This is a genomic window from Pseudomonas urmiensis, assembly GCF_014268815.2.
In the GTDB taxonomy this organism is placed as follows: domain Bacteria; phylum Pseudomonadota; class Gammaproteobacteria; order Pseudomonadales; family Pseudomonadaceae; genus Aquipseudomonas; species Aquipseudomonas urmiensis.
On sequence record NZ_JABWRE020000001.1, the window covers coordinates 1319828 to 1341776 of the forward strand.

Here is a 21949-nt window from a genome sequence, read left to right on the forward strand (position 1 = left end):
GGGCGAATAACAGAAGGTGCGCAATGATAGCAAAGCTGTGCGGTTTTTAGGCATGCTGGGCTTTTGCATGAATTTCCCTCATGTTGACGCACCCCGCGACCGGTAGGCAATCGTGATGGCTTTACTAGAAACCAGGACAATCTGCACATGGTGCATCGCTGTTTACTTGCCATAACCACCGCCTTGACCCTGATGATCAGCGGGCTGGCGGTGGGGCAAGCCCCGCAATCGAGCCCGGCAATCTCCTACACCCGGGATATCCAGCCGATCTTCACCGAGAAATGCGTCGCCTGCCACGCCTGCAACGATGCCGCTTGCCAGCTCAATCTGGGCAGTGCCGAAGGCGCCGAGCGCGGTGCCTCCAAGGTGCCGGTGTATCAAGGCGAACGCAGCCAGGCGGTGCCTACCACGCGATTGTTCTACGACGAGCAGAATGAACAGGGCTGGCGCAAGCAGGGCTTCTATTCGGTGCTCGATCGCCAGGGCAGCCAGGCTGCGCTGATGGCACGCATGCTTGAACTTGGGCACAAGACCCCGCTGACGCCCAATGCCAAACTCCCTGAAGAGATCGTGTTGGGGCTCAACCGCAACAACATGTGCCCCTTGCCTCTTGAGTTCGACGCCTATGCCGGCGCCCACCCCAAGGAGGGCATGCCGCTGGCGGTCACCGGCCTGACCGATCAGGAGTACCAGACCCTGCAGCGTTGGCTGGCGGCCGGTGCGCCGGTCGAGTCGCAGCCGATCCAGCCCAGTGCAGTCGAGGCCAAGCAGATCGCCGATTGGGAAGAGCTGTTCAATCGCCCAGGCTCCACCGAAGCGCTGGTAGGCCGTTGGCTGTATGAGCACCTGTTCCTGGCGCACATTCATTTTGTCGGCGGCGAGCAGGGGCATTTCTTCCAGTGGGTGCGCTCGCGCACGCCAAGCGGCCAGCCGGTGGACTTGATCGCCACCCGCCGGCCCAACGATCCACCGGGCACCGACTTCTATTACCGCTTGATGCCGGTGCAGGGCGTGATCGTCCATAAAACCCACATCACCTACCCGATGGGGCCGCAGAAGCTCAAGCGGGTCAAACAGCTGTTCTACAGCGGCGACTGGCATGCCGCCGCGCTGCCGGGCTACGGCCCGCGCCACCGGGCCAACCCGTTCGAGACCTTCGAGGCGATTCCGGCCGTGGCGCGCTACCAGTTCATGCTGGATAACGCCGAGTACTTCGTGCGCACCTTCATTCGCGGCCCGGTGTGCCGCGGGCAGATCGCTACCGACGTGATTCGCGACAACTTCTGGGCGCTGTTCCAAGAGCCTGCGCATGACCTTTATGTCACCGATGCCCAGTACCGTGGCGAAGCCACGCCGCTGTTGGCCATGCCTGGCCAGATCGATGATGTCGGCAGCGTACTGAGCCTCTGGCACGCCTATCGCGACAAGCGCAACGAGTACGAGAAACTGCGCCGCCAAGCCTATGCCGAACTGCCGGCGCCGGGCTGGTCGACCTTGTGGGCGGGCAACGACAACGCGTTGCTGAGCATCTTCCGCCACTTCGACAGCGCCTCGGTGACCAAGGGCTTGATCGGTGATGTGCCCAAGACCACCTGGCTGTTCGACTACCCGCTGTTCGAGCGCACCTACTATCAATTGGCGGTCAACTTCGATGTGTTCGGCAACGTCTCGCACCAGTTGCAGACGCGTCTGTACTTCGACTTGATCCGCAATGGCGCCGAGGTCAACTTCCTGCGCCTGATGCCGGCTGACAAGCGCGGGGCAATCCTCAGCGACTGGTACCAGAACAGCGGCAAGGTGAAGATGTGGCTCGATTACGAGGACATCGACACCGATACCCCAAGCGGGCTCAAACTCGATGAGCGCGACCCCAAGCGCGACTTTGGCCTGAAACTGCTGCAGCGCACCGGCAGCCTCAACGCGGCGCCCGATCCGATCAACCGCTGCACCGGCGCGTACTGCTCGCGGCCAGAGATGACGGCTGAGTTCCGTGATGTCGAGCAGAGCCTCAGTCGCCTGGTTTCGCGCCCAGCTGCGGGCTTGAAGGTGATCAACCAGCTGCCTGAAGCGAGCATGCTGCGCATCGAAGGGCAGGGTGGCCAGCGCCAGGTCTACAGCCTGCTGCGCAACCGCGCGCACAGCAATGTGGCATTCCTGCTCGGCGAGGCTTATCGCTATCAGCCGGGGCTGGATACCTTGACCTTGTATCCGGGGGTGCTGAGCAGCTATCCCAACTTCATCTTCAACATCCCGGCGAGCGATGTGCCGGAGTGGGTCGAGGACATGGAAGCGGCTCGCGATGATCCGGCCAAGTTCGAACGGATCGTCATGCGCTGGGGCGTGCGGCGCAGCCACCCTGAGTTCTGGCGCTACTTCCATGACCTGAATAGCTTCATCAAGCAAACCCAGCCGGTGGAGGCGGGGGTGCTGGACATGAACCGCTACGAGAACCTGTAACATGACCGCCGGGAAGGTCGGCTGATCTTTCCCGGCATCCTGCGGTCCGACTCTGGGAGTGGTCCCGAATTGTGCTATCGCGGGGCAAGCCCGCTCCCACGCCATCGCTCGAATGCCAAGGGGCGTGGGAGCGGGCTTGCCCCGCGATAACCATCGACGCCGATACGGGACCTGAATGCACCCGGACACGCAGGGCTTTTCATGCTGTATTCGCTTCAGGCACTTCGGGCGTTCGCCGCCTGGGTGGTGGTCTGCCACCACTTCATGCAGATCTTCTTCGACTTCCACGCCACCGGCCCGGTCGGCCAACTGCTCAGCGATCGCGGGGCGGTGGGCGTGGACATCTTCTTCGTCATCAGCGGGCTGGTGATCTACCTGTCGACCCGCGACAAAGACATCGTGCCCAGCCAGTTCCTGCTCAATCGAGCACTGCGGATCATTCCGGCCTATTGGTTCTATACGGTCTTGATGGCGGTCCTGCTGCTGGCGGCCAGCCGCTGGATGCCGCACCAGGTGTTCGACTGGCAGCACCTGCTGTTGTCTTTGCTGTTCATTCCGGCGGAAAACCCCGGCGGGTATGGGCTGTATCCGACGCTTAACGTCGGCTGGACGCTGAACTTCGAGATGTTTTTCTATCTGTTGTTCGGCCTGGCATTCCTGGTGCGTCAACGCCATCACCTGCTGCTGGTGACTGCCGCGTTGCTGCTGGTGAGCGAGGTGCTGGGCCGGCTTGGCGTGCTCAGTCGGTTCTACAACAACGACATCATCTATGAGTTCTTGCTGGGCATCGGCCTGGGGGTGCTGTACCGCCGCGGCCTGATCCGTGAAGGCCTGTGGCTACCGCTGGCGATGCTGGTGGCCGCCGGTTACGCCCTTTATCACCTGGACGCCTCGCTGCGCCTGCTGCACTGGGGCCTGCCCAGCGCACTGGTGGTGTTGGCGTTCATCTCGCTGGAGCCGTACTTTCGCGGCAACCAGTTGCTCAAGGCGCTGGGTGATTGCTCCTATTCGGTGTACCTGATTCACGTGCTGGTACTGTATGCCGGCTGGTTCGTCAGTGAGCGATTCGCGCTGAACCCGTACCTGGTATTCGCCTTCTGCGTGCCGTCCATTGGACTAATGTCGTGGCTCAGTTATCAATGGCTCGAACGTGGCTTGTACCAGCGGATGAAGGCCTGGTTCGCCGCACGTTCGGCGCAGGAACCGGCATTGGCGCTTTCCCGAGTCAAATGCTAGGACTTTGTTCGAAGCCTGGGTTGGCGTACACTTGCCAGCAAGTCTGTGAGGAACTTCCATGAGCGCTATAACCATTACCGACGCCGCCCATGATTACCTGGCCGATCTGCTCTCCAAGCAGAACACCCCGGGTATCGGCATCCGTGTTTTCATCACTCAGCCGGGCACCCAGTACGCAGAGACGTGCATTGCCTACTGCAAGCCAGGCGAGGAAAAGCCCGAGGACACCGCCTTGGGTCTGAAGAGCTTCACCGCTTACATCGACGCGGTCAGCGAGCCGTTCCTTGAGGACGCGCTGGTCGACTACGCCACCGACCGCATGGGTGGCCAGCTGACCATCAAGGCGCCGAACGCCAAGGTGCCGATGGTCAACGAAGACAGCCCGATCAACGAGCGGATCAACTACTACCTGCAGACCGAGATCAACCCAGGTCTGGCCAGCCATGGTGGCGCGGTGAGCCTGGTCGACGTGGTCGACGATGGGATCGCGGTGCTGCAGTTTGGCGGTGGTTGCCAGGGCTGTGGCCAGGCCGACGTGACCCTCAAGGATGGCATCGAGCGGACCTTGCTCGAACGTATTCCTGAGCTCAAGGGTGTGCGCGATGTGACTGACCACACGCAGAAAGAGAACGCCTACTACTGATAGTCGGTGGTTTTCTTGCCGGCCTCATTGCGGGTCAAGCCCGCGATGAGGCCGAATAAGCGCCACAAGAATCAGCTCTCTAGCAACAATCTGTTACCGATTCAACCCCTGCGACAACAGGCCGCAGCCGCGAAATTCAAGGCCTGCAGCCCCATCGACCCCATCGTCGGGTAGAACACCCCAAGGTGTCATGCCAGAATGCCGCGGTTTTCGACCGGCCCTGCCCAAGGGCTGGCACCTTCCCTGTAAAGGATGGTTCCATGAATGATCTGTTGACCCGGCGCGCGGTTGTCGCCGGGATGGGCGTACTCGGGCTTGGCCTGCTGGCGGGTTGCAATCCGGCGCGGAGTTTGGACTTCAAGTACGGCAAGAACATGAGCAACGAGATCCTCGGGCGTTCTTTCCGCCTCAAGGACACTCAAGGCAATGTGCGCACCCTGTCGAGCTTCTATGGCTCGATGCCGATGATCTTCTTTGGTTTCACCCAGTGCCCGGCGGTCTGTCCGACCACCCTGGCGCGTGCGGCGCAGATCAAGAAGCTGATGGGCCGCGATGCCGGCTTCCTGCAAGTGGTGTTCATCACCCTCGACCCTGAGCGCGATACGCCAGAAGTACTCGACGCCTACGTCAAGGCCTTCGACCCGTCGTTCACCGCGCTGACCGGCACCCCTGAGGAAATCGCCGAGGTGGCCCGGGAGTTCAAGGTGTTCTACGAGAAGGTGCCAGCGGGCGATACCTACACCATCTCCCACTCGTCCACCAGCTACGTCTATGATTCGCGCAGTACCCTGCGCCTGAGCCTGGGGCACTCCTTGAACGCCAAGGAATGCACAGAGGACCTGCTCACTTTGATGGAGATTTGCTAATGGCTGTTTTGCTGCAACCGATCAAGCGCGGCCTGGCCGCCCTGGCCCTGCTGGGCATGGCCTTGCCGGCCCTGGCTGAAACCACCGTTAGTGATGCCTGGGTCCGCGCCACCGTGCCGCACCAGCAGTCCACCGGAGCCTTCATGGTGTTGACCGCAACCAGCGACAGCAAGCTGGTCGGCGTTGCCTCGCCAGTGGCCAAGACCGTCCAGGTGCATGAAATGACCATGAATGGCGACGTGATGGGCATGCGTGAAGTCAAGGCGGTCGAGCTGCCGGCAGGCAAGGCAGTGAGCCTCGATCCCAATGGCTTGCACGTGATGCTGATGGGCTTGCATGAGCAGGTCAAAGAAGGCCAGCAAGTGCCGCTGACCCTGACTATCGAAGATGCCAAGGGGGCCAAGCAGACCCTGCAAGTGCAGGCGCCAGTACGCGCGCTGACCGCTGAAGCGGGCGCAGGCCACGAGCACGCTCACCAGCACTAAACGCTTGGGCTGCTATGCAGCGCATTGGCGGCTCAAGGCCGCTCACGCAGGGGCCGCGTTGCCCTCTGCGGGAGCGGCCTTTTTGCTTGACGGTGGCCTCAACCGCGAAAACGTGGCAGTGGCCGGTCGATCGTCAGCGAAGTCAAGGTTTTGCGCACTTGTGCCTCTTCTGCCTCCAGCGCTTTGAGACTGTCGCGAATCTTGCCGGCCGCGGGCACATCGCCCTGCCGGTCGATCCATTCGGCGATTTCCTTGCACGCACTGGTCAAGCGGGTTTGGCGCTGGTTCATCAGCGTCAGGAGGGTGTTGAGCTCTTTTGCGGACATGACAGGATCCTCCGTTCAACCCTGTCAGTGTAGCAGTGGCTGGCATTGCTGCCGGATCCGGCTACAGGCTCAGGCAGGCCGTGCGATAAGCGCCCGGAGTGACTCCATAGGCCTGCTTGAACTGGCGACTCAGATGGCTCTGGTCAGCGAAACCCAGGGCAAACGCCACCTCGGCGGCGGCCATCCCCCTTTTCAATAGCTCCCGCGCGCGACCCAGTCGGCGTTGCTTGAGCCAGGCATGCGGCGGCAGGCCAGTGGCTTGGCGAAATACCCGGGCGAAATGGAAAGGCGAGAGGTTGACTGCCGCCGCCAGGCTTTCCAGCGACGGTGGGTCGGCCAGTTGGCTTTCCAGCAGCTCGCGGGCGCGAGCCACGGCCAACGGCTCGTTGCCCGGTGCGCGCGGCTGGGCGCCATGGCCGTGCCGCTGCACCAGCGCCAGCACGGCGTGGCGCCAGGCGGTCTGCTGCTCGAGGGCGCTGGCACCGGATTCGGACAACTGATGCAATTGGCTGAAGGCGGCGGCCAGGGTTGGGTCCTGGATCACGCTCTGCTGAAAATGCGGCATGCCATGACGGCCCAGCTCCAGCTCCTCCAGCACCCCGGTGACCCGGGCATGTTCCGGATAAAAGCCGCGATAACGCCAGCCGGCTTCATGAGCGGTGGCGCCGGTGTGCAGTTCATCGGGATTGATCAGTACCATGCTGCCGACCGGCGCCAGGTGCTCGCTGCCGCGGTGCCAAAAGCGTTGCGCGCCGGACTCGATCACGGTGAAGACGTAGCCTTCGTGCACGTGTGGGGCGAAGCGCTGCTGGAAATACCGCGCATGCAGCATCTCGACATCGCCAAGCGCCGGCGCCTGCCACAGGTGGGTTTGTTCGCGCAGGGGCGTGCTCATGCCAGACAGCTGCGCAGCAAAAAGAAGATCAACATGCTCACCAGCATGCTCAGCAACACGCTGCGGGTCAACAGCACCAGGGCTATGGCGACCAGGGACCCGAGCAGGTAAGGGTTGCTCGGGCTCAGGTCGAGCTGATGGCCAGGCAGGAAGATGATCGGCCCGCAAATCGCAGTGAGCATGCCCGGTACCGCGAAGCCGAGAAACTGCCGGGCATTGGAGCTCAGGCGCAGCGGCAGGCGCGGTTCCAGAAACGCATAGCGGTTGAGAAACACCACCAGGCCCATGGCCAAGATCAGCAGCCAAGTCATGCGCGTGCTCCCGAGAACTTCTGGCAGATGAAGCCGGCGCCCATGCCCAGCAGGCCGGCGGCGACCAGCGCGGTTTCCCAATGCCAGGCACTGAACAGCACCGAGCAAAACAGCGACACTGCCACGCACACTACGGTTGGCACATTACGCACTACCGGCGCGATCAAGGCGACGAACGTGGCGACAATCGAGAAGTCCAGGCCGAGTTGGTCCAGGTGGGGGATGTTCTGGCCCAAGATGATGCCGGCCAAGGTGAACAGGTTCCAGGCGACATAGAAGGTCAGGCCTACGCCCAGGGCATACCAGCGGTTGAATTGCTGCTGGTCGTAATGGCTGGTCAGGGCGAAGAATTCATCGGTCAGCAAGAAGCCAAGGCCCAGCCGCCAGCCCAGCGGCTGGCCCGACAACAGCGGGCGCATGGACAACCCGTACAGCAGGTGTTGGGAGGTCAGTAGCAGGGTGGTCAGCAGGATCGAGAGCAGGCTGGCGCCACTTTTGAGCATGCCAATGGCCACCAGTTGCGCAGCCCCCGCAAACACGATGGCCGACAGGCCTTGGCCCTCCCAAGGGCTGAGGTTGGCTTCGATGGCCATCGAGCCTGCCAGCAGGCCCCATGGGGCTACGGCCAGGGACAGCGGCAAAATGGCGATGGCGCCGTGGAGGAAGGCGGTACGGGCGATGGGCTGACGGCTGGACATGGTGGCTCAAACACATCTACAGGGCAGAGCAGCATGGCAGAGGGCGGGGGCGCTGGCTTGAACGATCTTGCTTGTTTGTTCCCTGCCCGGCGCTGTCTGCGGGGCAGGGGGCTACTTCAGCGGTGGCTGGTCAAGCGCTGCTGCGCGGCAGCACAGCCATTGATCTCCACGGCTTTTTGCAGCAACAGCTGGCGATGCTGCGGATCAAGGTCGCCAAGCAGGCGGTACACCTCGGCCTGATAGTCGCGCTGACGGCCCCACTGCATTTCCAGCCCCTGCGGCTGGCTGCGGTTGCAAGCCAGGCGTACCGCTGGCTGCGGATAGTACGGCGCATACAAGGTGGCCATGTTCGGAATCGCTTCCATGGCGTCACGGTAGGCAGGGCTGGCGTTATAGGGCGGGCACCAGGTAGAGATCGCTGGTGCGGGAGGGGCAAAGCCTTGCTTGAGGCTGGCTTGCAGCAACGGGCAGGCCGCATCGGGGATCTGCGCCGCTGGCAGGTAGGTCATGTAGTACAGCGCCAAGCGGTATTGCGCCACCGGATGACCCAGGGCGACCGACTTTTTCAGCAGGTCTACCGCAGTTGGCAGGGTGCGGGCCAGCGCTTGGCCCTGACGGCTGAGTTCTGGATCGCTGTCGATCGCCGTGCGCAGCGCGCTGGGGCTGTCTTCGCGGTTGTCTGCCTGCTCCAGCAAGGGTAGGGCCTGGCGGTACAGCAGATCGGCGTGCGGATCGATCTGGATCTCCAGTGCTTGCGCGCCGAGCGGAGCCAGGGCCATGAGCAGGGGCGAGAACAAGACAGCGCGACTCACGGATGAGCCTCGTAGGCGGTCAGTTGCGACCAGATGGCGGTGGTGTTCATTGCGGTTACGCATGTGCCTCAGGCAAATCAGAGCGACGACGGCGTATTCTAGCCACCCCAAGGCCCCCGCCGAAAGACCATTGCCGCGTTTATCAGACGAGCTTGATCGGCGTCACTTTGCGTTGGCTGTACTTTTCCTGGGCCAGGCCCAGCTTTGCGGTGATCACCTTTGCCAGGGCATTGTTGCCTAAGTCATTGAAATGCAGGCGATCGACGAACAGCGACTGGCCAAAAACCGGCGAGCTGCTGAGCATGCTGTTCATGTCATAGCAGGGCACCGACTCGGCTTCGCTTTTAATTCTTCGGAAAAAGGCTACATGCTGTTGACTGTCCTGCACGTCAGCCAGCAGCCGATCGAAGTTGGTCGGCTGACGTTGCGCCGCCATCATCAGTTGCTCGCCATCGGGCAGGCTTTCCCGGCACCAGGGCAGCAATGGCTGGAGAATGAAAGTCAGGGTGGCGTGGCTGTCGGCCAGCAGGCGATCCCATTGGCGCAGGGTGCGCCCGATGCAGTCGGCGGCGCGCATCAGGCGTTTGTCCGGGGCGGGCAGTGACCAGTCGGGGGTTGGCGCCTCATGACGCGGCAGCAGGGCGTGGCCCAGGCGCTGCCACAGCGATTGGCGGCGCGGCGTGTCGAGCGTCGGCACGCCTTCGTTGAAGCTGTTCAGGTAGGTCTGATAGGCGCCGCCCTGATGCTGCGCATGACCGGCCGCCATGATCTCGCCCAAGGCTTCCTGGGCGAGGGTGTTCAGCCCGCTCAGGACCACCACGTGGCCAATGTTGCCCAAGCGATGCTGGTGACTGAGAAACATCAGCAATTCTTGAGTGGCATTGAGGCCACACCCGGCCAGGCTCAACCAGACTTCGCCGGTGAGCATCGACAGGTGCGAGGCCACTGTGTGTTCATCGTTGCTGGCGCCGATGCCCAGTGCGGTCGATCCGCCTACCAACAGGTTGACCCGGGCACTGGCGCCGCGCTCGGCCGGCGAATAGCGCTTGCCCGCACAGTGGCTGTAGCGCAGGCCCAGCGCATCGGTATTGATCGTGCCGGAGCGATAGCCACGCTCGTGCATATAGAGGGTATGCGGGGCTCGGCGACTGCCCAGTTGCAGGAAGCGTTGGTAGTCCTCCTGCAAGGGGAGGGGCGCGCCCAGGACGTCCGTAGCGGTGTCGATCGGTCTCATGGACGTTCCTTGTGGGTGGGTAGGTCAGCGGCCGCGTCAGGCCGTCAGCTCCTTGAGGTTGTAGAGCAGGCCACCGGCGGCGATCAGCAGCAAGGCCACGCCCGAAGCCAGGCTGATCAGGCGGTTGCTGCGCTGCGAGGCAATCTTGCCGATGGCGAAGATGTACAGGCTGAGCACGGCGAAATCGATGGCGATCCACAGCAATGACAGCACCACCATGCTCTTTTCGAACGACTCGGTGATCTGGATGAACTGGGGGAAGAAGGAGATGAAGAAGATGATGTCCTTGGGGTTGGAGATGCCCACCATGAACCCTTGCAGCAAGCCGCCACGCCCGGGTTTTACCGGCGCTTGCACCATCTCGGTGTCCGTTACTGGAGCCTGCAATGCTTCGCGCAGCGTGGCGACGGCGATGTAGCCGATGAACAGGCAGCCCAGCAAACTCATGCCGTTGAGCCAGACCTTGTCGATGGCAGCGCTGGTCATGATGATCCAGGCTGCGGCGCCAATCAGCACCAGCGACGCCCAGTTGGTGCCGATCGCGGTGAACAGGGCTTTGCGCGACCCGGAGGCGGCGGCAGTGTTGACGATCAGTGCGACGACCGGGCCAGGGGTGGCGATCAGCAGCAGCACGGTCAGGGCGTAAGTGGCAGTCAATGCGGTATTCACGGTCAGTTCTCGATCAATGTGTCGGGTGTTGCATGGGCGTGGAATGGGCAACGTGCAGGGTTCAGCGAGCCGTGCTCCTGCAACTGGTATTGCTTCCACTCGTAGTTGTCTTGTTGGCCGAAGAAGCCCAGGGAGTCGGGCATCACGCCATCGTTGTAGTGCCTTACCCGCTCGCGGATCTTGCCGCGAATGCGCTGGCCGCTTTCGGTGGCAGCGCTGGCCACTTCGTCGAAGCTTTCCCGTGGGTTGATCACAAACACGATGCTGTCGCCCAGGTTGCGGCTCTTCATCACGCGGTGGGCGGGAAAGTTCATGTTGATGAACAGCGGCATGCCGGCGAAGCAGAATGACCATTGGCTGTCATGCGGATCGCCCGGCACGTCCTGCGGCCAGGGCTGGGGGTCGCGCGCGTGCACGCCCTGCAGGACTTTCCACGCCAGTGCCTGCTGTTGCTCAAGGCTGCCGCCAGGGGCAGTCTCGAGAAACACCAGCAGCGGGGTGCCGATGCGCTGCTTGAGCGGGATCGGCTCGATGGTGCGGACATAATCGGCCAGGCCCTGCGCCATGTCGTCGGCCATGTGCTCGGCGCGGGCGAAGACGATGTGGCAGGTCTTGGCGGCGACCGCCTTGCGCCCGAACAGGCAGGGAAAGTCGGGGTTGGCGAGAATGTCGCGAAAATGTTGGATAGTTTTATACGTCCAGTGATTGGCATTCTGGACATGTTCATTGGCCAGCTCTAGCGCATCCAAGCGATAGCAGTTTCCATAACCCGTAAACATGGTTTCCCCAGGAGTTCTAATAATCGTTTCCGCCGTTAGTTAGGCGGTTTCGCTCTATGTATTTGTTGTTTTCAAGCATTTTCTGAGAACGACTTGCAGTTGTAAAACGCCTGGAACTATGACCTACTATTAGTCTCACTCATGATTGGGAAGGCGAACGATGTCGGAACGGATTCAGGCACTGCACGCGCTGCGCGCCTTCGAAGTGGCCTCGCGCTATGGCTCGTTCACCCGCGCGGCAGAAGAGCTGGCGCTGACCCAAGGCGCAGTGAGCCATCACATCAAGACCCTCGAGTCGCTTTTTGGCTGCGACTTGTTCGAGCGGCGCGGCCCCAAGCTGCGCCTGACCGAACACGGCCGGCTGTTGGCCCAGGAGCTCAAGGTCGGCTTCAAGATCATCGAGAACGCTTGCGCGCTATTGCGTCAGGACCGCTATGGCCTGCGCCTCAAAGCGCCGTCGACCCTGACCGTGCGCTGGCTGCTGCGGGCGCTGGATGCGTTCAAGAAGGTCGAGAACAGTTGCAGCGTGCAACTGTCGAGCGTGTGGATGGACATCGACAGCGTCGATTTCTATTCCGAGCCCTACGACTGCGCCATCCTTCTGGCCAACGGACGCTTTGCGGCCGACGTCGAGAGCTTCAAGCTGTTTGATGAATGGCTGATCCCGGTCTGCCATCCCGACTACCTGCAGGACGAAGCCCCCGCTCTGTCGGCGCTCAAGCAGTGCGAGTTTCTCCATCCCTCGACCGACCGGCGCGACTGGCGGCGCTGGCTGGCGCGGATGGATGCGCTGGACATCAGCATCGACCAGGGCCAGGTGTTCGACACGCTCGATCAAGGTATCTCGGCGGCCCAGCAGGGGCTGGGGATTTCCGTGGTCGACCTGGTGCTGGCCAGTGCCGATATCGGCGCCGGGCGCCTGGTCACGCCGTTCAAGCACGCCGTGGCCACAGGTGATGGCTATTACATGACCTGGCTCAAAGCCAGCCCCAAGGCCCGGCAGATGCAGCGCCTGCGCGATTTTCTCCTGGCCCAGGTGCCGCCGCTGGCGTCCAAGGAAATCAACTACCTGTATGGCTAGGCCTGCCGTTCCTGGAACACCCGCTGCAGCATGAAGTCGATGAACACCCGCAACTTTGGCGGCATCTGCCGGCCTGAGGGCCACAGCAGGTAAAAGCTGCCGCGCCGCTCCATGAAGTCGTCGAGCACGCTCACCAGGCTGCCGCTGGCCACTTCCTTGCGCACGTTGAAATCTGGCAGGCAGGTAATGCCGCGGTGGTTGAGGGCAAAGCAGATGCGCGTCTCGACATGGTTGCAGACCATCGAGATGGGGATGTCGTAAGCCTGCTCGGGATGCTCGCGGCGCAGCGGCCAGCTCTCCAGCTTGCCGTTGCTGGGGAAACGGTAGTGCAGGCAGGTATGGCCGCTCAGGTCGCGTGGATGCTCCGGCACGCCGCGTTCGTGCAGGTACTGCGGCGAGGCTACCAGGCGATGCTGGAAGTGGCCGAGGAACTTGGCATTGAGCCGCGAATCCACTGGCTGGCCGCCGCGCATGACTACGTCGAAGCCTTCGCCGATGATATCGACCATGCGGTCGCTGAAGTCCAGGTCCAGTTCGATCTGTGGGTACAACGCCATGAAGTCGGCAAGGGCTGGCATCACTAAGCCGGTCACCTGAGGCAGGCTGACTCGCAGCCGCCCACTCGGTGTTTCGCTGGCCTGCGACAGCGCCTGCTCAGTGGCTTCGATCTCCGCCAGGATGCGCCGACTGCGTTCCAGGAACAGCGTGCCCTCGGCGGTCAGGGTGATGCTGCGTGTGCTGCGGTGGAACAAGCGTACCCCCAGGCGCGCCTCCAGCCTCGCCACCCGCTTGCCCACCGCCGAGGCACTGATGCCCAGCGATTGCCCGGCAGCGACGAAACTGCGGGTTTCGGCAACCCGGTTGAAGACCACAAAGCCGCTGAGGCTGTCCATGTGCTGCTCCCGATTGCGGACATCAACGTCCGAGGTGAGCGGAATTCTACCCATCTTTTTCCGTAATCCACACCGACGCAAGATGCCTGCCTCTTGATCAGCAACATGAGGCGTTCTCGCCATGCACCAAACTTCTCAAGCGGCCATCGCGACAGCGGCCGATACTCCCTCCTCAGCGCAACGCTTGCCGCTCAGTGGCCTGCTCGCGCTGGCCATGACCGGCTTTATCGCCATTCTCAGCGAGACCCTGCCGGCCGGGCTGCTCGGCCAGATTGCCGGTGGTATGCAGATCAGCCAGGCGATGGCCGGGCAGTGGGTGACTGCCTATGCCTTGGGTTCGCTGCTGACCGCGATCCCCTTGGTGACCCTGACCCAGGGCTGGTGGCGCCGGCGCACGCTGCTGCTGGCGATTGCTGGGTTCATTGTTTTCAACGGTTTGACGGCGATCTCCGAATCCAATGGCCTGACCCTGGTGGCGCGCTTTCTTACGGGTGCCGCTGCGGGTTTGGCATGGGGGCTGATCGCCGGGCATGCCCGGCGCATGGTGCCGGTGGCGCGCCAGGGCAAGGCGATGGCAGTGGCCATGGTCGGCGCGCCGATTGCGCTCTCGCTGGGGGTCCCGGTTGGCACCTGGCTGGGTGAGTGGCTGGGCTGGCGCGCCACTTTTGTGCTGGTTACCCTGGCCTCGGTAGTGTTGGCGCTGTGGGTATTGCGGGCGGTGCCGGATTTTCCTGGGCAGGCGCCAGGACAGCGCACCGGGGCCTGGCAGGTGTTGCGCACACCGGGGGTGGCAGTCGTTTTGCTGGTCATTCTGGCGTGGGTTCTGGGTCATAACATCCTTTACACCTACATCGTGCCGCTGCTGGCGGCGGCAAGCATGGCGGCGGACACTGGCCTGGTGCTGCTGACCTTTGGCCTGGCGGCGTTGCTGGGCATCGTGGTGGTGGGCCTGTGGGTCGATCGCCACTTGCGATTGCTGGTGTTGTTGAGCTTGGCAGGTTTTGCCGTGGCAACCCTGTTGCTTGGCCAGGAGGCGCCGACGCCTGGGGTGGTGTATCTGAGCGTGGCACTCTGGGGCCTGACCTATGGCGGCGCGCCGACCCTATTGCAGACAGCCTGCGCAGATGCAGCAGGCGAGGGCGGTGATGTCGCCCAGTCGACGTTGGTGACCGTATGGAATACTGCGATTGCCCTGGGTGGGGTGGCCGGTGGCTTGTTGCTTAGCGGTAGCGGGGTCGGCGCGTTCGCCAGTGTGGTGCTGGTGATGATCGCGCTGGCCGGGATTCTCGCCTGGTCGGGTCGCCGCGCCGGGTTCGTCGCGGGCGGGCGCTGAAGCGAACGGCTGGCGATAAGGCCGACAACGGCGCAACAAGGTAGAATCGGCGCCTATCAATGTGTGGAGTTCAACGCGGTGGAGTTGCAGCAGGGTTTCGTCCTCACCCGGCACTGGCATGACACGCCCGAGGGCACCTGCGTGGAGTTCTGGTTGGCCACTGACCAAGGCCCGCGCCAGCTACGCCTGGCGGTTCAGGAGTCAGTCGCGTTCATCCCAGAGATCTACGCCGCACATGCCCGGGCCCTGCTCAAGGATGAGCAGGGCGTTGAGTTCAAGCCACTGCGTCTACGTGACTTCGAGCAGCGTCCGGTACTTGGCCTGTATTGTCGCCAGCATCGCCAGTTGATGCAGTTGGAACAGCGTCTGCGTGGCGCCGGGGTCGAGGTCTACGAGGCCGATATCCGCCCGCCGGAGCGCTACCTGATGGAGCGCTTCATCACCGCGCCGGTGCTGTTCGATGGCAAGCCCGATGCCCATGGCGTGCTCTGCGACGCCCAACTCAAGCCGCACCCCGACTACCGCCCGCCGCTGCGCCTGGTCTCGCTGGATATCGAAACCACTGAGCGCGGCGAGCTGTACAGCATCGCCCTGCAAGGGTGCGGCCAGCGTCAGGTGTATATGCTCGGCCCGGCCAATGGCGATGCCAGCGGCTTGGACTTCGATCTGCATTACTGCGACGACCGCGCGCAGCTGCTGCAATGCCTTAACCAGTGGATGGCCGATCACGACCCCGATGCAATCATTGGTTGGAACCTGGTGCAGTTCGACCTGCGCCTACTGCATGAGCACGCCGCCCGGCTGCACCTGCCGTTGGCCTTGGGACGCAATGGTGCGCCAATGACCTTGCGCGCCCATTCAGGCCGCAACCATGTGTTCGCCGACGCCCCGGGCCGGCTGTTGATCGACGGTATCGAGGCGCTGCGCTCGGCGACCTGGAGCTTTGCTTCGTTCAGCCTGGAAAACGTTGCCCAGACCCTGCTTGGCGAGGGCAAGGCGATCGATACGCCCTACCAGCGCATGGACGAGATCAACCGCATGTTCGCCGAGGACAAACCGGCCCTGGCCCGTTACAACCTCAAGGACTGCGAGTTGGTCACGCGGATCTTTGCCCACACCCGGTTGCTCGAGTTCTTGCTTGAACGCTCCACTGTCACCGGTTTGCCGGTGGACCGCAGCGGCGGCTCGGTGGCCGCGTTCTGCCATTTGTACATTCCCCACATGCACCGGTTGGGCTACGTCGCGCCGAATCTGGGCAGTCGACCTGATGAAGCCAGCCCCGGCGGCTTCGTCATGGACTCGCGCCCTGGTCTGTACGATTCGGTACTGGTGCTGGATTACAAAAGCCTCTACCCCTCGATCATTCGTACCTTCCTGATCGATCCTGTGGGCTTGGTCGAAGGCTTGCGTCAGCCCGACGATGAACACTCGGTAGAGGGCTTTCGCGGGGGGCGTTTTTCGCGCACTCGCCACTGCCTGCCGGCTATCGTCGAGCGGGTGTGGCAGGGCCGCGAGGCGGCCAAGCGCGCCGACAACGCGCCGCTGTCACAGGCGCTGAAGATCATCATGAATGCCTTCTATGGCGTGCTCGGCTCCAGCGGCTGTCGTTTCTTCGATCCGCGCCTGGCCTCGTCGATCACCATGCGCGGCCACCAGATCATGCGCCAGACCCGGGCGCTGATCGAAGCCGAAGGTTTCGATGTGATCTATGGCGATACCGACTCCACCTTCGTCTGGCTAAAAAGCGCCCACGATGAACAGGCTGCGGCGCGCATTGGCCGCGCGCTGGTGGCCAAGGTCAATCAGTGGTGGCGCGAGCATCTACGCCAGAGCATGGGCCTGGAGTGTGCGTTGGAATTGCAGTTCGAAACCCATTATCGGCGCTTTTTGATGCCGACCATTCGTGGTGCTGAAGAGGGTAGCAAAAAGCGCTATGCCGGCCTGGTGCAGCGTGCCGACGGTCAGCAGCAGATGGTCTATAAGGGTCTGGAATCGGTGCGCACCGACTGGTCGCCGCTGGCCCGGCAATTTCAGCAGGAACTCTATGAGCGGATTTTTCGTGGCCAGCCCTATCGCGACTATGTGCGTGAGTATGTGCGTGCCACCCTGGCTGGCGAGCAGGATCAGCTACTGATCTACCGCAAGCGCCTGCGCAGGCCGCTGGCTGATTACCAGCGCAACGTTCCTCCGCATGTGCGCGCCGCGCGACTGGCCGATGAATTCAATCTGCGTCTGGGCCGGCCACGGCAATACCAGAATGGCGGTTGGATCAGCTACATCATCACCACGGCAGGCCCCGAACCGTTGGAGAACCTGCAATCGCCGATCGATTACGATCACTACCTCAGCCGCCAGCTACAACCGGTTGCCGACGCTATCCTGCCCTTCGTCGACGATGACTTCGCCGCGCTGACCGATCGGCAACTGCTGTTGTTCTGAGCGCCCGTAGTAGATATCTAGCTCTTTTCCTGTGCAGCGATCCTTAGGCTGGTCGGTTTAAACTCACAGGAGGGCCTACCCATGGGTGCCGGCCAGGTATCACAAGCAAACACCGCCAAAGCCACCGCAAGCGCTGACGATCCACGGCTTGAGACGCTGCGCAACACAGCGGCGGCGTTTCAGGACAGCATCATCGGCAAGCGATTACCGGCTTGGCTGCTCAAAGTCCCGGTCGACCAGATGAACGTATTGGGCGAGGCACTGAGTAAAAGCCTGGAATTTCGTCAGCAGTTGGCTCGAATGCTTGCGCGAATAGACAACATTGACGATTTCGTCGCCTCCGCCCTGCAGACCGCCTTGGACGAGCGGCATGCGCCAGGGTACAACGTGCGGCGTTTGAGGTTTTTACAAGGCCGCCGTGAGCCAGTCATCAATGCGCAGCCGGTGGGTAGCCATCTCACCAAAGTAGTGTACGAAGACAAACCCTTGCTCGAAGTCGCCATGCGTAACTTCACCGCCGAGCAGGCTCAGGCTGACGGCCAGCCTAGGGGCAATCGCCTGCTCATCAGTCGCCAGGGGTTGCGCCCGGCACCCACTGCGATCGAGTTTGCCGCGTTGTGTCGTGAGCTCGACCTGGGTGAACACTACCAGCGCCACCTCAGCGCTGTTCTCAATCCAAGCGATAATCCAAAAGGTGTGGAGTCGCTGCTGGTCGGTGCATACCGCTACGCCATGGCGGTAGATGCCTATCAGGCCCGGTTCATGGGCATCTTGAGTGATAGCGAGTTGCAGTTGGTGCTGGGGATGTCGCTGGAGGGCAAAACGGGGCGTCTGGCTGGAAATCTGGTGGTAGCCAAGCAGTTGCGCCTGATTGGATGCATGCTGGAGCAAATTGTCGTGCTCGAGGTCATCGACCAGGGGCCGCTTTTGAACACCACCCGCCAGATACTGTTGTATATCCCAGGTGATCCCTATGGCGCTTGGAGCACGTTCTCAAGTTTGACCCGGATGGCCAGAGCCCTCGGCCAGCGCTTGCGGAGCAACGCTTACCTGCAGTTTTTCAGACGGTTTGTGCGCTTGCGCGACAGTCAGGCGTTCTTTTCCGTCATCATTCCTGCCTATGCAGACTTGCCTGTCTGGGCCAGTTTCGACTTGCAGGAGTACCTACAGCCGTATCCGGTGCCCCTGTTCAACAGCCTGGCGCGTGCGCGTATTCGCCAGATCAAGGATGATGCGGCGCTGATTGCAACGCCCGTTGCCCAGCTTGATCGTGAAATTCAGCGTGGGCATGACCAGCGTCTGGCTGCCGAAGGCTGGACGCTGGTCAATGTCGCAGGGTTGTTTGTTCCGCAGATTGGCATCGTGCTGCTGGCGGTTACGGTCTGGGAACTGCTGGGCGAGGTTTACCACGGTATTGAGACATGGCGTGAGGGTGACACCAGCGAGGCGCTTGAACACCTTCACAATGTTGCCGTCGATCTTGCGACGATAGCTGCCACTGCGGTCGGGGTGGCGGCAGTGCGGCGACAATGGAATCGCTCAGTGTGGGTCGACAACCTGGTTCCGGCGCGGCTGGAGGATGGCAGCACAAAACTGTGGCAGCAAGACTTGGTGCCCTTTCGCAGTGCTACAGTCCCCAGTGGAACAGCGGTTGACGCGGAAGGAATCCAGCATCTGGACGGTCAGTCCTGGGTCGAGATAGACGAGCAAACCTATCCAGTCATCCGTGGCCCTGCCAATCGGACTTGGCAACTGCGCTCGATTGATGGGCATGGCCCAGAATTGCAAGGCAATGGCGCGGGGGCATGGCGCCTGTGGAGCGAGCAGCCGGCTGAATGGGACGATAGATTTCACCTTTTCCGGCGCCTGGGTCGCAATTTTAGTGGCTTGGATGACGAGCAAATCGATCAGGTTTTGATCTGCAATGGTCTTGAAGCTGATCATCTGCGCGCTATGCATGTCAGTGACCAGCCCGCGCTGGCGGGACTGCTCGATAGTGTATTGCGATGCCGACTGGATGCACGTATTCGCCGTTTGGTCAGTCGCCTGCGCTCGGGCGAAAAGGTTGAAGACATCACCGTGCTGCAGCATGCGCAAAGACTGGCCGGAGCTGCCGGGCTTGCTGATCAGGCGCTGGCTGAGCTGGCTTGGTCCGAACGTCGGAAGTTGTTCCGGGACCTTTACAATGCCATGCAAGCCACTCACAGCCCTAGCAGCAGTGCACTGTGTCGGGTGTTTCCGAGTCTGCATCGGGGCGCTGCCGATGAGCTGTTGGAAGCGGCGAGCAGCAATGACCTACGCCGCCTGCTGGAAAGTGGGCGGATCCCTTTGCGCCTAGCCGAGGCTGCGCGGGCCAGTTCGCTGGCCATTCGTACGGTCCGTGGCTATGAAGCGTTCTACCTGGATACGCCGCAGACTGCAGATTTGGCCAGGATAGCCCTCGGCATGCTCAAACATCTTGCCGGGTCCGCACAAGGGGTGCGCTGGCGCTTGTTCGAAGGCAATGCCCTTGGACCTTTACTGCTGACAACAGGGGAGGGCAAGCAAGTGGTGGACCTGGCGCATGTCAATGGTCGATTCCTGCGTCTGGGTGCTAAAGGGCTGGCCGACGGCGAGGCGGGCGAGTTTTTTGAAGTGATGGTCGGTGCCCGTACAGCGCAGCAATGGGCCTCCATGGGTATTGGCGAGCCGTTCTCGCACAACTTGCGGGTGCTGCTGGCTCGCCAGGCTGTACAGCGGCGCGAAGAGGTCGCCCAGCTATTTACCCGAGTGCAGCGCAGTGGCACCTTCCGCCCACCGCAACGCCTGGCAGATGGACGCCTTGGCTATCTGATGGGAGGGTGTACGCCCAGTGGCTTGTGTGGTCGAGATAGGTCGATGCCTGCGATGCTGCGAGAGCTGTTTCCTACCTTCACTGACGAGCAAGTCATCGCCTGGGTCGAGAATGTCCTCCAGTCTGGTCGCAGGCCAGAAATCGTCATGGCAAGCCTGCGCGCGGAGCTGGCTGATCTCAACGGTTGCCTGGATGACTGGGTCATGGAGGGCGACGTCGAGCTGGCAGCTGAGCGCGTTTTCGTCAGGCGGACGTTGCTCAATGGCTGGCGACGCCGGACGGCCGCTCCCTACGATACCAGCCAACCAAACGCCAACTTTCACATGATGCTGTATGGGGCCAAGCCAGAAGGTTTGCCGCAGTTGCCGGCGCGGGTCAGCTTCGGTCATATATCCAATCTCGCACTGCTGCACATGGATCTTGAGGAGATCCCGACGAGTTTCCTGTTGGCGTTCAGTCGCCTGCGAGTGTTGGACTTGGGGGATAACCACTTGACCCGACTGCCGCAACCATTGTTGCAGATGCAGCAGTTGCGCTCGCTGGTGCTGACCAACAATCAGATCGTCCTGGATCGGGCCCAGGCAACTGTTTTAGCCAGTTGTGAAGAGCTCGAGTACATCGACCTGTCTCATAACCCCTTGGGCCGTACTTTTACTCTGAGCGGAATGAGCCGACTGCGCTGGCTGAACCTGCGCGCCACCCGCATCAGCCAGGTTCCTTCGGCACTGACCGATCGACCGATGATGTATTACGCGGACCTGCGCGACAACCGCATCACCCACTTACCAGAACAGTTCTATCAAGCACCGTTGCTAGTCAGGCGCAGGATCCGCCTGGCGGGTAATTCATTTGGGGCGACTGAGGTCTTGCGTTTGCAGATGGCATTGACGGCACCCCTGGAACCAGTCGATGCAGACGCTGCTGGCGAGCAGTCGATCAATGCGCGCGAACTGTGGGGCGATGCCGTGGGGCCGGGTTACCGCGGTTCGATGGTTAGTCGCTGGGACGCGATTGAGCAGCGACCCGAGTCAGAGCGTTTTTTCCGGGTATTGCGCCAGTTGCTTCAATCGGCGGATTTTCACCGTCGACCTCGTCCGGTCGCGTTACGTGTGTTGGCGTTACTGCAATTGATGACTGACAACCCGGTACTGTGTGATGAACTGTTCAGCGTGGCCAATGATGAATGGGGCTGTCAGGACGGTGCTACCTGGTGTTTGAGTAACCTGGAATTAAAAGTCCTAGTGTGGAGTGCCCGGAACAATACCGAAGGGAATTCAGAAAGCGCGTTGCTGGACTTGGGTAAGCGCCTGTGGCGTCTGGATGAGGTTGACCGTTTGGCAGTGCAGGACATCGTTGCTCGCGCTGGCAATCCTGACGAAAGCGAAGTTGGCCTTGCTTATCGACTTGGTCTGCGTGAACGCCTGAACTTACCTGTGGAGGTGGGCGACATGAGCTTTCGACCCATTGCCGGGGTTGATGAGACGCGCCTGGAGCAGGCGTATGTGCAGGTCTTGGAGGCTGAAACACAAGAGCGACTGGCGCGTTCGTTAGTCGAGCGCGATTTTTGGCAGGCCCATCTGGAGCGCACCCGGGCTGACGAATTCAGTCGCATGGATGAGCCATTTCATGAGCGGCTCGAAGCGCTCTTCGATGATCAGGCATTGTCCGACCAGGACAAGAAGCTGCAATCGGACGCGATCAGAGATGAGCAGCTGGCCGCGCGTCGAGGGCTGATGCTTGAGGTGACGATCCGCGCCCTGGAGGAAGGACCGGCGGACCCGCCAATTCACGTGCGTTGAGTACGGTATAGCTGAAAGCGGCACGTCAGCTCACCTCGGGCGGCTTTGAACTATGCTTTGTCTGGGTGTCGGCATTTCCGGAGATGCCGATATCCCGGTCTGGAGAAAGCTTGGAAATCGCCGGTAACTTTTCCTCTAACCACTTGCTCTGTCAGGTGGT

At 61.8% G+C, this 21949-nt stretch carries 18 protein-coding genes; 9 read left to right on the plus strand and 9 right to left on the minus strand.

Annotation, left to right across the window (positions count from 1 at the left end):
• Positions 1–192 precede the first annotated feature (192 nt).
• From HU737_RS05815 to HU737_RS05835, 5 genes are all read left to right on the plus strand, one after another.
• The gene (locus tag HU737_RS05815; RefSeq protein ID WP_405129839.1) at positions 193–2457 is read left to right on the plus strand and encodes a fatty acid cis/trans isomerase; all 2265 of its coding nucleotides are present in this window, start codon (positions 193–195) and stop codon (positions 2455–2457) included.
• A gap of 201 nt (positions 2458–2658) precedes the next feature.
• Positions 2659–3693: an acyltransferase family protein gene (locus tag HU737_RS05820; RefSeq protein WP_186556758.1), complete on the plus strand. Its 1035-nt coding sequence runs from the start codon at positions 2659–2661 to the stop codon at positions 3691–3693.
• A 58-nt stretch (positions 3694–3751) separates the two neighbouring features.
• Positions 3752–4336 carry a Fe-S biogenesis protein NfuA gene (gene nfuA / locus HU737_RS05825; RefSeq protein ID WP_186556756.1) on the plus strand — a complete coding sequence of 195 codons (585 nt, stop codon included), beginning with the start codon at positions 3752–3754 and terminating at the stop codon, positions 4334–4336.
• 260 nt (positions 4337–4596) lie between these two features.
• Positions 4597–5202 (plus strand): SCO family protein, encoded by a 606-nt coding sequence (locus HU737_RS05830; protein ID WP_186556755.1) that lies wholly within the window; start codon positions 4597–4599, stop codon positions 5200–5202.
• Positions 5202–5687 carry a copper chaperone PCu(A)C gene (locus HU737_RS05835; RefSeq protein WP_186556754.1) on the plus strand — a complete coding sequence of 162 codons (486 nt, stop codon included), beginning with the start codon at positions 5202–5204 and terminating at the stop codon, positions 5685–5687. Before HU737_RS05830 ends, HU737_RS05835 begins: the two co-directional genes overlap by 1 nt.
• Before the next feature lie 98 nt (positions 5688–5785).
• Here the strand turns inward: HU737_RS05835 and HU737_RS05840 are convergent, their stop codons facing one another.
• From HU737_RS05840 to HU737_RS05875, 8 genes are all read right to left on the minus strand, one after another.
• Entirely contained in the window at positions 5786–6013 is a 228-nt protein-coding gene (locus tag HU737_RS05840) for a hypothetical protein (protein WP_186556753.1), read from the minus strand.
• Between the two features lie 61 nt (positions 6014–6074).
• Positions 6075–6908: an AraC family transcriptional regulator gene (locus HU737_RS05845; protein ID WP_186556752.1), complete on the minus strand. Its 834-nt coding sequence runs from the start codon at positions 6906–6908 to the stop codon at positions 6075–6077.
• The gene (locus HU737_RS05850) at positions 6905–7219 is read right to left on the minus strand and encodes an AzlD domain-containing protein (protein WP_186556751.1); all 315 of its coding nucleotides are present in this window, start codon (positions 7217–7219) and stop codon (positions 6905–6907) included. Before HU737_RS05850 ends, HU737_RS05845 begins: the two co-directional genes overlap by 4 nt.
• The gene (locus HU737_RS05855; RefSeq protein WP_186556750.1) at positions 7216–7917 is read right to left on the minus strand and encodes an AzlC family ABC transporter permease; all 702 of its coding nucleotides are present in this window, start codon (positions 7915–7917) and stop codon (positions 7216–7218) included. Before HU737_RS05855 ends, HU737_RS05850 begins: the two co-directional genes overlap by 4 nt.
• Before the next feature lie 116 nt (positions 7918–8033).
• Positions 8034–8696, minus strand: a complete 663-nt coding sequence (locus HU737_RS05860) for a sel1 repeat family protein (protein ID WP_186556846.1) — start codon at positions 8694–8696, stop codon at positions 8034–8036.
• Positions 8697–8871: 175 nt separating this feature from the next.
• Positions 8872–9963 carry a hypothetical protein gene (locus HU737_RS05865; RefSeq protein WP_186556749.1) on the minus strand — a complete coding sequence of 364 codons (1092 nt, stop codon included), beginning with the start codon at positions 9961–9963 and terminating at the stop codon, positions 8872–8874.
• A 36-nt stretch (positions 9964–9999) separates the two neighbouring features.
• Positions 10000–10632, minus strand: coding sequence for a LysE family translocator (locus HU737_RS05870; protein WP_186556748.1), 633 nt, complete (start codon positions 10630–10632; stop codon positions 10000–10002).
• 2 nt (positions 10633–10634) lie between these two features.
• Positions 10635–11411, minus strand: a complete 777-nt coding sequence (locus HU737_RS05875; protein ID WP_186556747.1) for a YqcI/YcgG family protein — start codon at positions 11409–11411, stop codon at positions 10635–10637.
• A 160-nt stretch (positions 11412–11571) separates the two neighbouring features.
• On the opposite strand from HU737_RS05875, the gene HU737_RS05880 reads away from it, so the two are divergent.
• Positions 11572–12492 (plus strand): LysR substrate-binding domain-containing protein, encoded by a 921-nt coding sequence (locus HU737_RS05880; RefSeq protein ID WP_186556746.1) that lies wholly within the window; start codon positions 11572–11574, stop codon positions 12490–12492.
• On the opposite strand, the gene HU737_RS05885 is transcribed toward HU737_RS05880, so the two are convergent.
• Positions 12489–13385 (minus strand): LysR family transcriptional regulator, encoded by an 897-nt coding sequence (locus HU737_RS05885; protein ID WP_186556745.1) that lies wholly within the window; start codon positions 13383–13385, stop codon positions 12489–12491. The genes HU737_RS05880 and HU737_RS05885 overlap by 4 nt on opposite strands.
• A 121-nt stretch (positions 13386–13506) precedes the next feature.
• On the opposite strand from HU737_RS05885, the gene HU737_RS05890 reads away from it, so the two are divergent.
• The 3 genes from HU737_RS05890 (at position 13507) to HU737_RS05900 (ending at position 21789) form a co-directional block, all read left to right on the plus strand.
• A complete protein-coding gene (locus HU737_RS05890; protein ID WP_186556744.1) occupies positions 13507–14718 on the plus strand; it encodes an MFS transporter in 1212 nt (403 codons plus the stop codon).
• A 78-nt stretch (positions 14719–14796) separates the two neighbouring features.
• The gene (locus HU737_RS05895; protein WP_186556743.1) at positions 14797–17157 is read left to right on the plus strand and encodes a DNA polymerase II; all 2361 of its coding nucleotides are present in this window, start codon (positions 14797–14799) and stop codon (positions 17155–17157) included.
• Between the two features lie 81 nt (positions 17158–17238).
• Positions 17239–21789, plus strand: coding sequence for an NEL-type E3 ubiquitin ligase domain-containing protein (locus tag HU737_RS05900; protein WP_186556742.1), 4551 nt, complete (start codon positions 17239–17241; stop codon positions 21787–21789).
• Positions 21790–21949: the final 160 nt, after the last annotated feature.

Coding starts and splice junctions, on each gene's coding strand:
- HU737_RS05815 (WP_405129839.1), top strand. CDS start 193: ATGATCAGCGGGCTGGCGGTGGGGCAAGCCCCGCAATCGAGCCCGGCA.
- HU737_RS05820 (WP_186556758.1), top strand. CDS start 2,659: ATGCTGTATTCGCTTCAGGCACTTCGGGCGTTCGCCGCCTGGGTGGTG.
- nfuA (WP_186556756.1), top strand. CDS start 3,752: ATGAGCGCTATAACCATTACCGACGCCGCCCATGATTACCTGGCCGAT.
- HU737_RS05830 (WP_186556755.1), top strand. CDS start 4,597: ATGAATGATCTGTTGACCCGGCGCGCGGTTGTCGCCGGGATGGGCGTA.
- HU737_RS05835 (WP_186556754.1), top strand. CDS start 5,202: ATGGCTGTTTTGCTGCAACCGATCAAGCGCGGCCTGGCCGCCCTGGCC.
- HU737_RS05840 (WP_186556753.1), bottom strand. CDS start 6,013: ATGTCCGCAAAAGAGCTCAACACCCTCCTGACGCTGATGAACCAGCGC.
- HU737_RS05845 (WP_186556752.1), bottom strand. CDS start 6,908: ATGAGCACGCCCCTGCGCGAACAAACCCACCTGTGGCAGGCGCCGGCG.
- HU737_RS05850 (WP_186556751.1), bottom strand. CDS start 7,219: ATGACTTGGCTGCTGATCTTGGCCATGGGCCTGGTGGTGTTTCTCAAC.
- HU737_RS05855 (WP_186556750.1), bottom strand. CDS start 7,917: ATGTCCAGCCGTCAGCCCATCGCCCGTACCGCCTTCCTCCACGGCGCC.
- HU737_RS05860 (WP_186556846.1), bottom strand. CDS start 8,696: ATGGCCCTGGCTCCGCTCGGCGCGCAAGCACTGGAGATCCAGATCGAT.
- HU737_RS05865 (WP_186556749.1), bottom strand. CDS start 9,963: ATGAGACCGATCGACACCGCTACGGACGTCCTGGGCGCGCCCCTCCCC.
- HU737_RS05875 (WP_186556747.1), bottom strand. CDS start 11,411: ATGTTTACGGGTTATGGAAACTGCTATCGCTTGGATGCGCTAGAGCTG.
- HU737_RS05880 (WP_186556746.1), top strand. CDS start 11,572: ATGTCGGAACGGATTCAGGCACTGCACGCGCTGCGCGCCTTCGAAGTG.
- HU737_RS05885 (WP_186556745.1), bottom strand. CDS start 13,385: ATGGACAGCCTCAGCGGCTTTGTGGTCTTCAACCGGGTTGCCGAAACC.
- HU737_RS05890 (WP_186556744.1), top strand. CDS start 13,507: ATGCACCAAACTTCTCAAGCGGCCATCGCGACAGCGGCCGATACTCCC.
- HU737_RS05900 (WP_186556742.1), top strand. CDS start 17,239: ATGGGTGCCGGCCAGGTATCACAAGCAAACACCGCCAAAGCCACCGCA.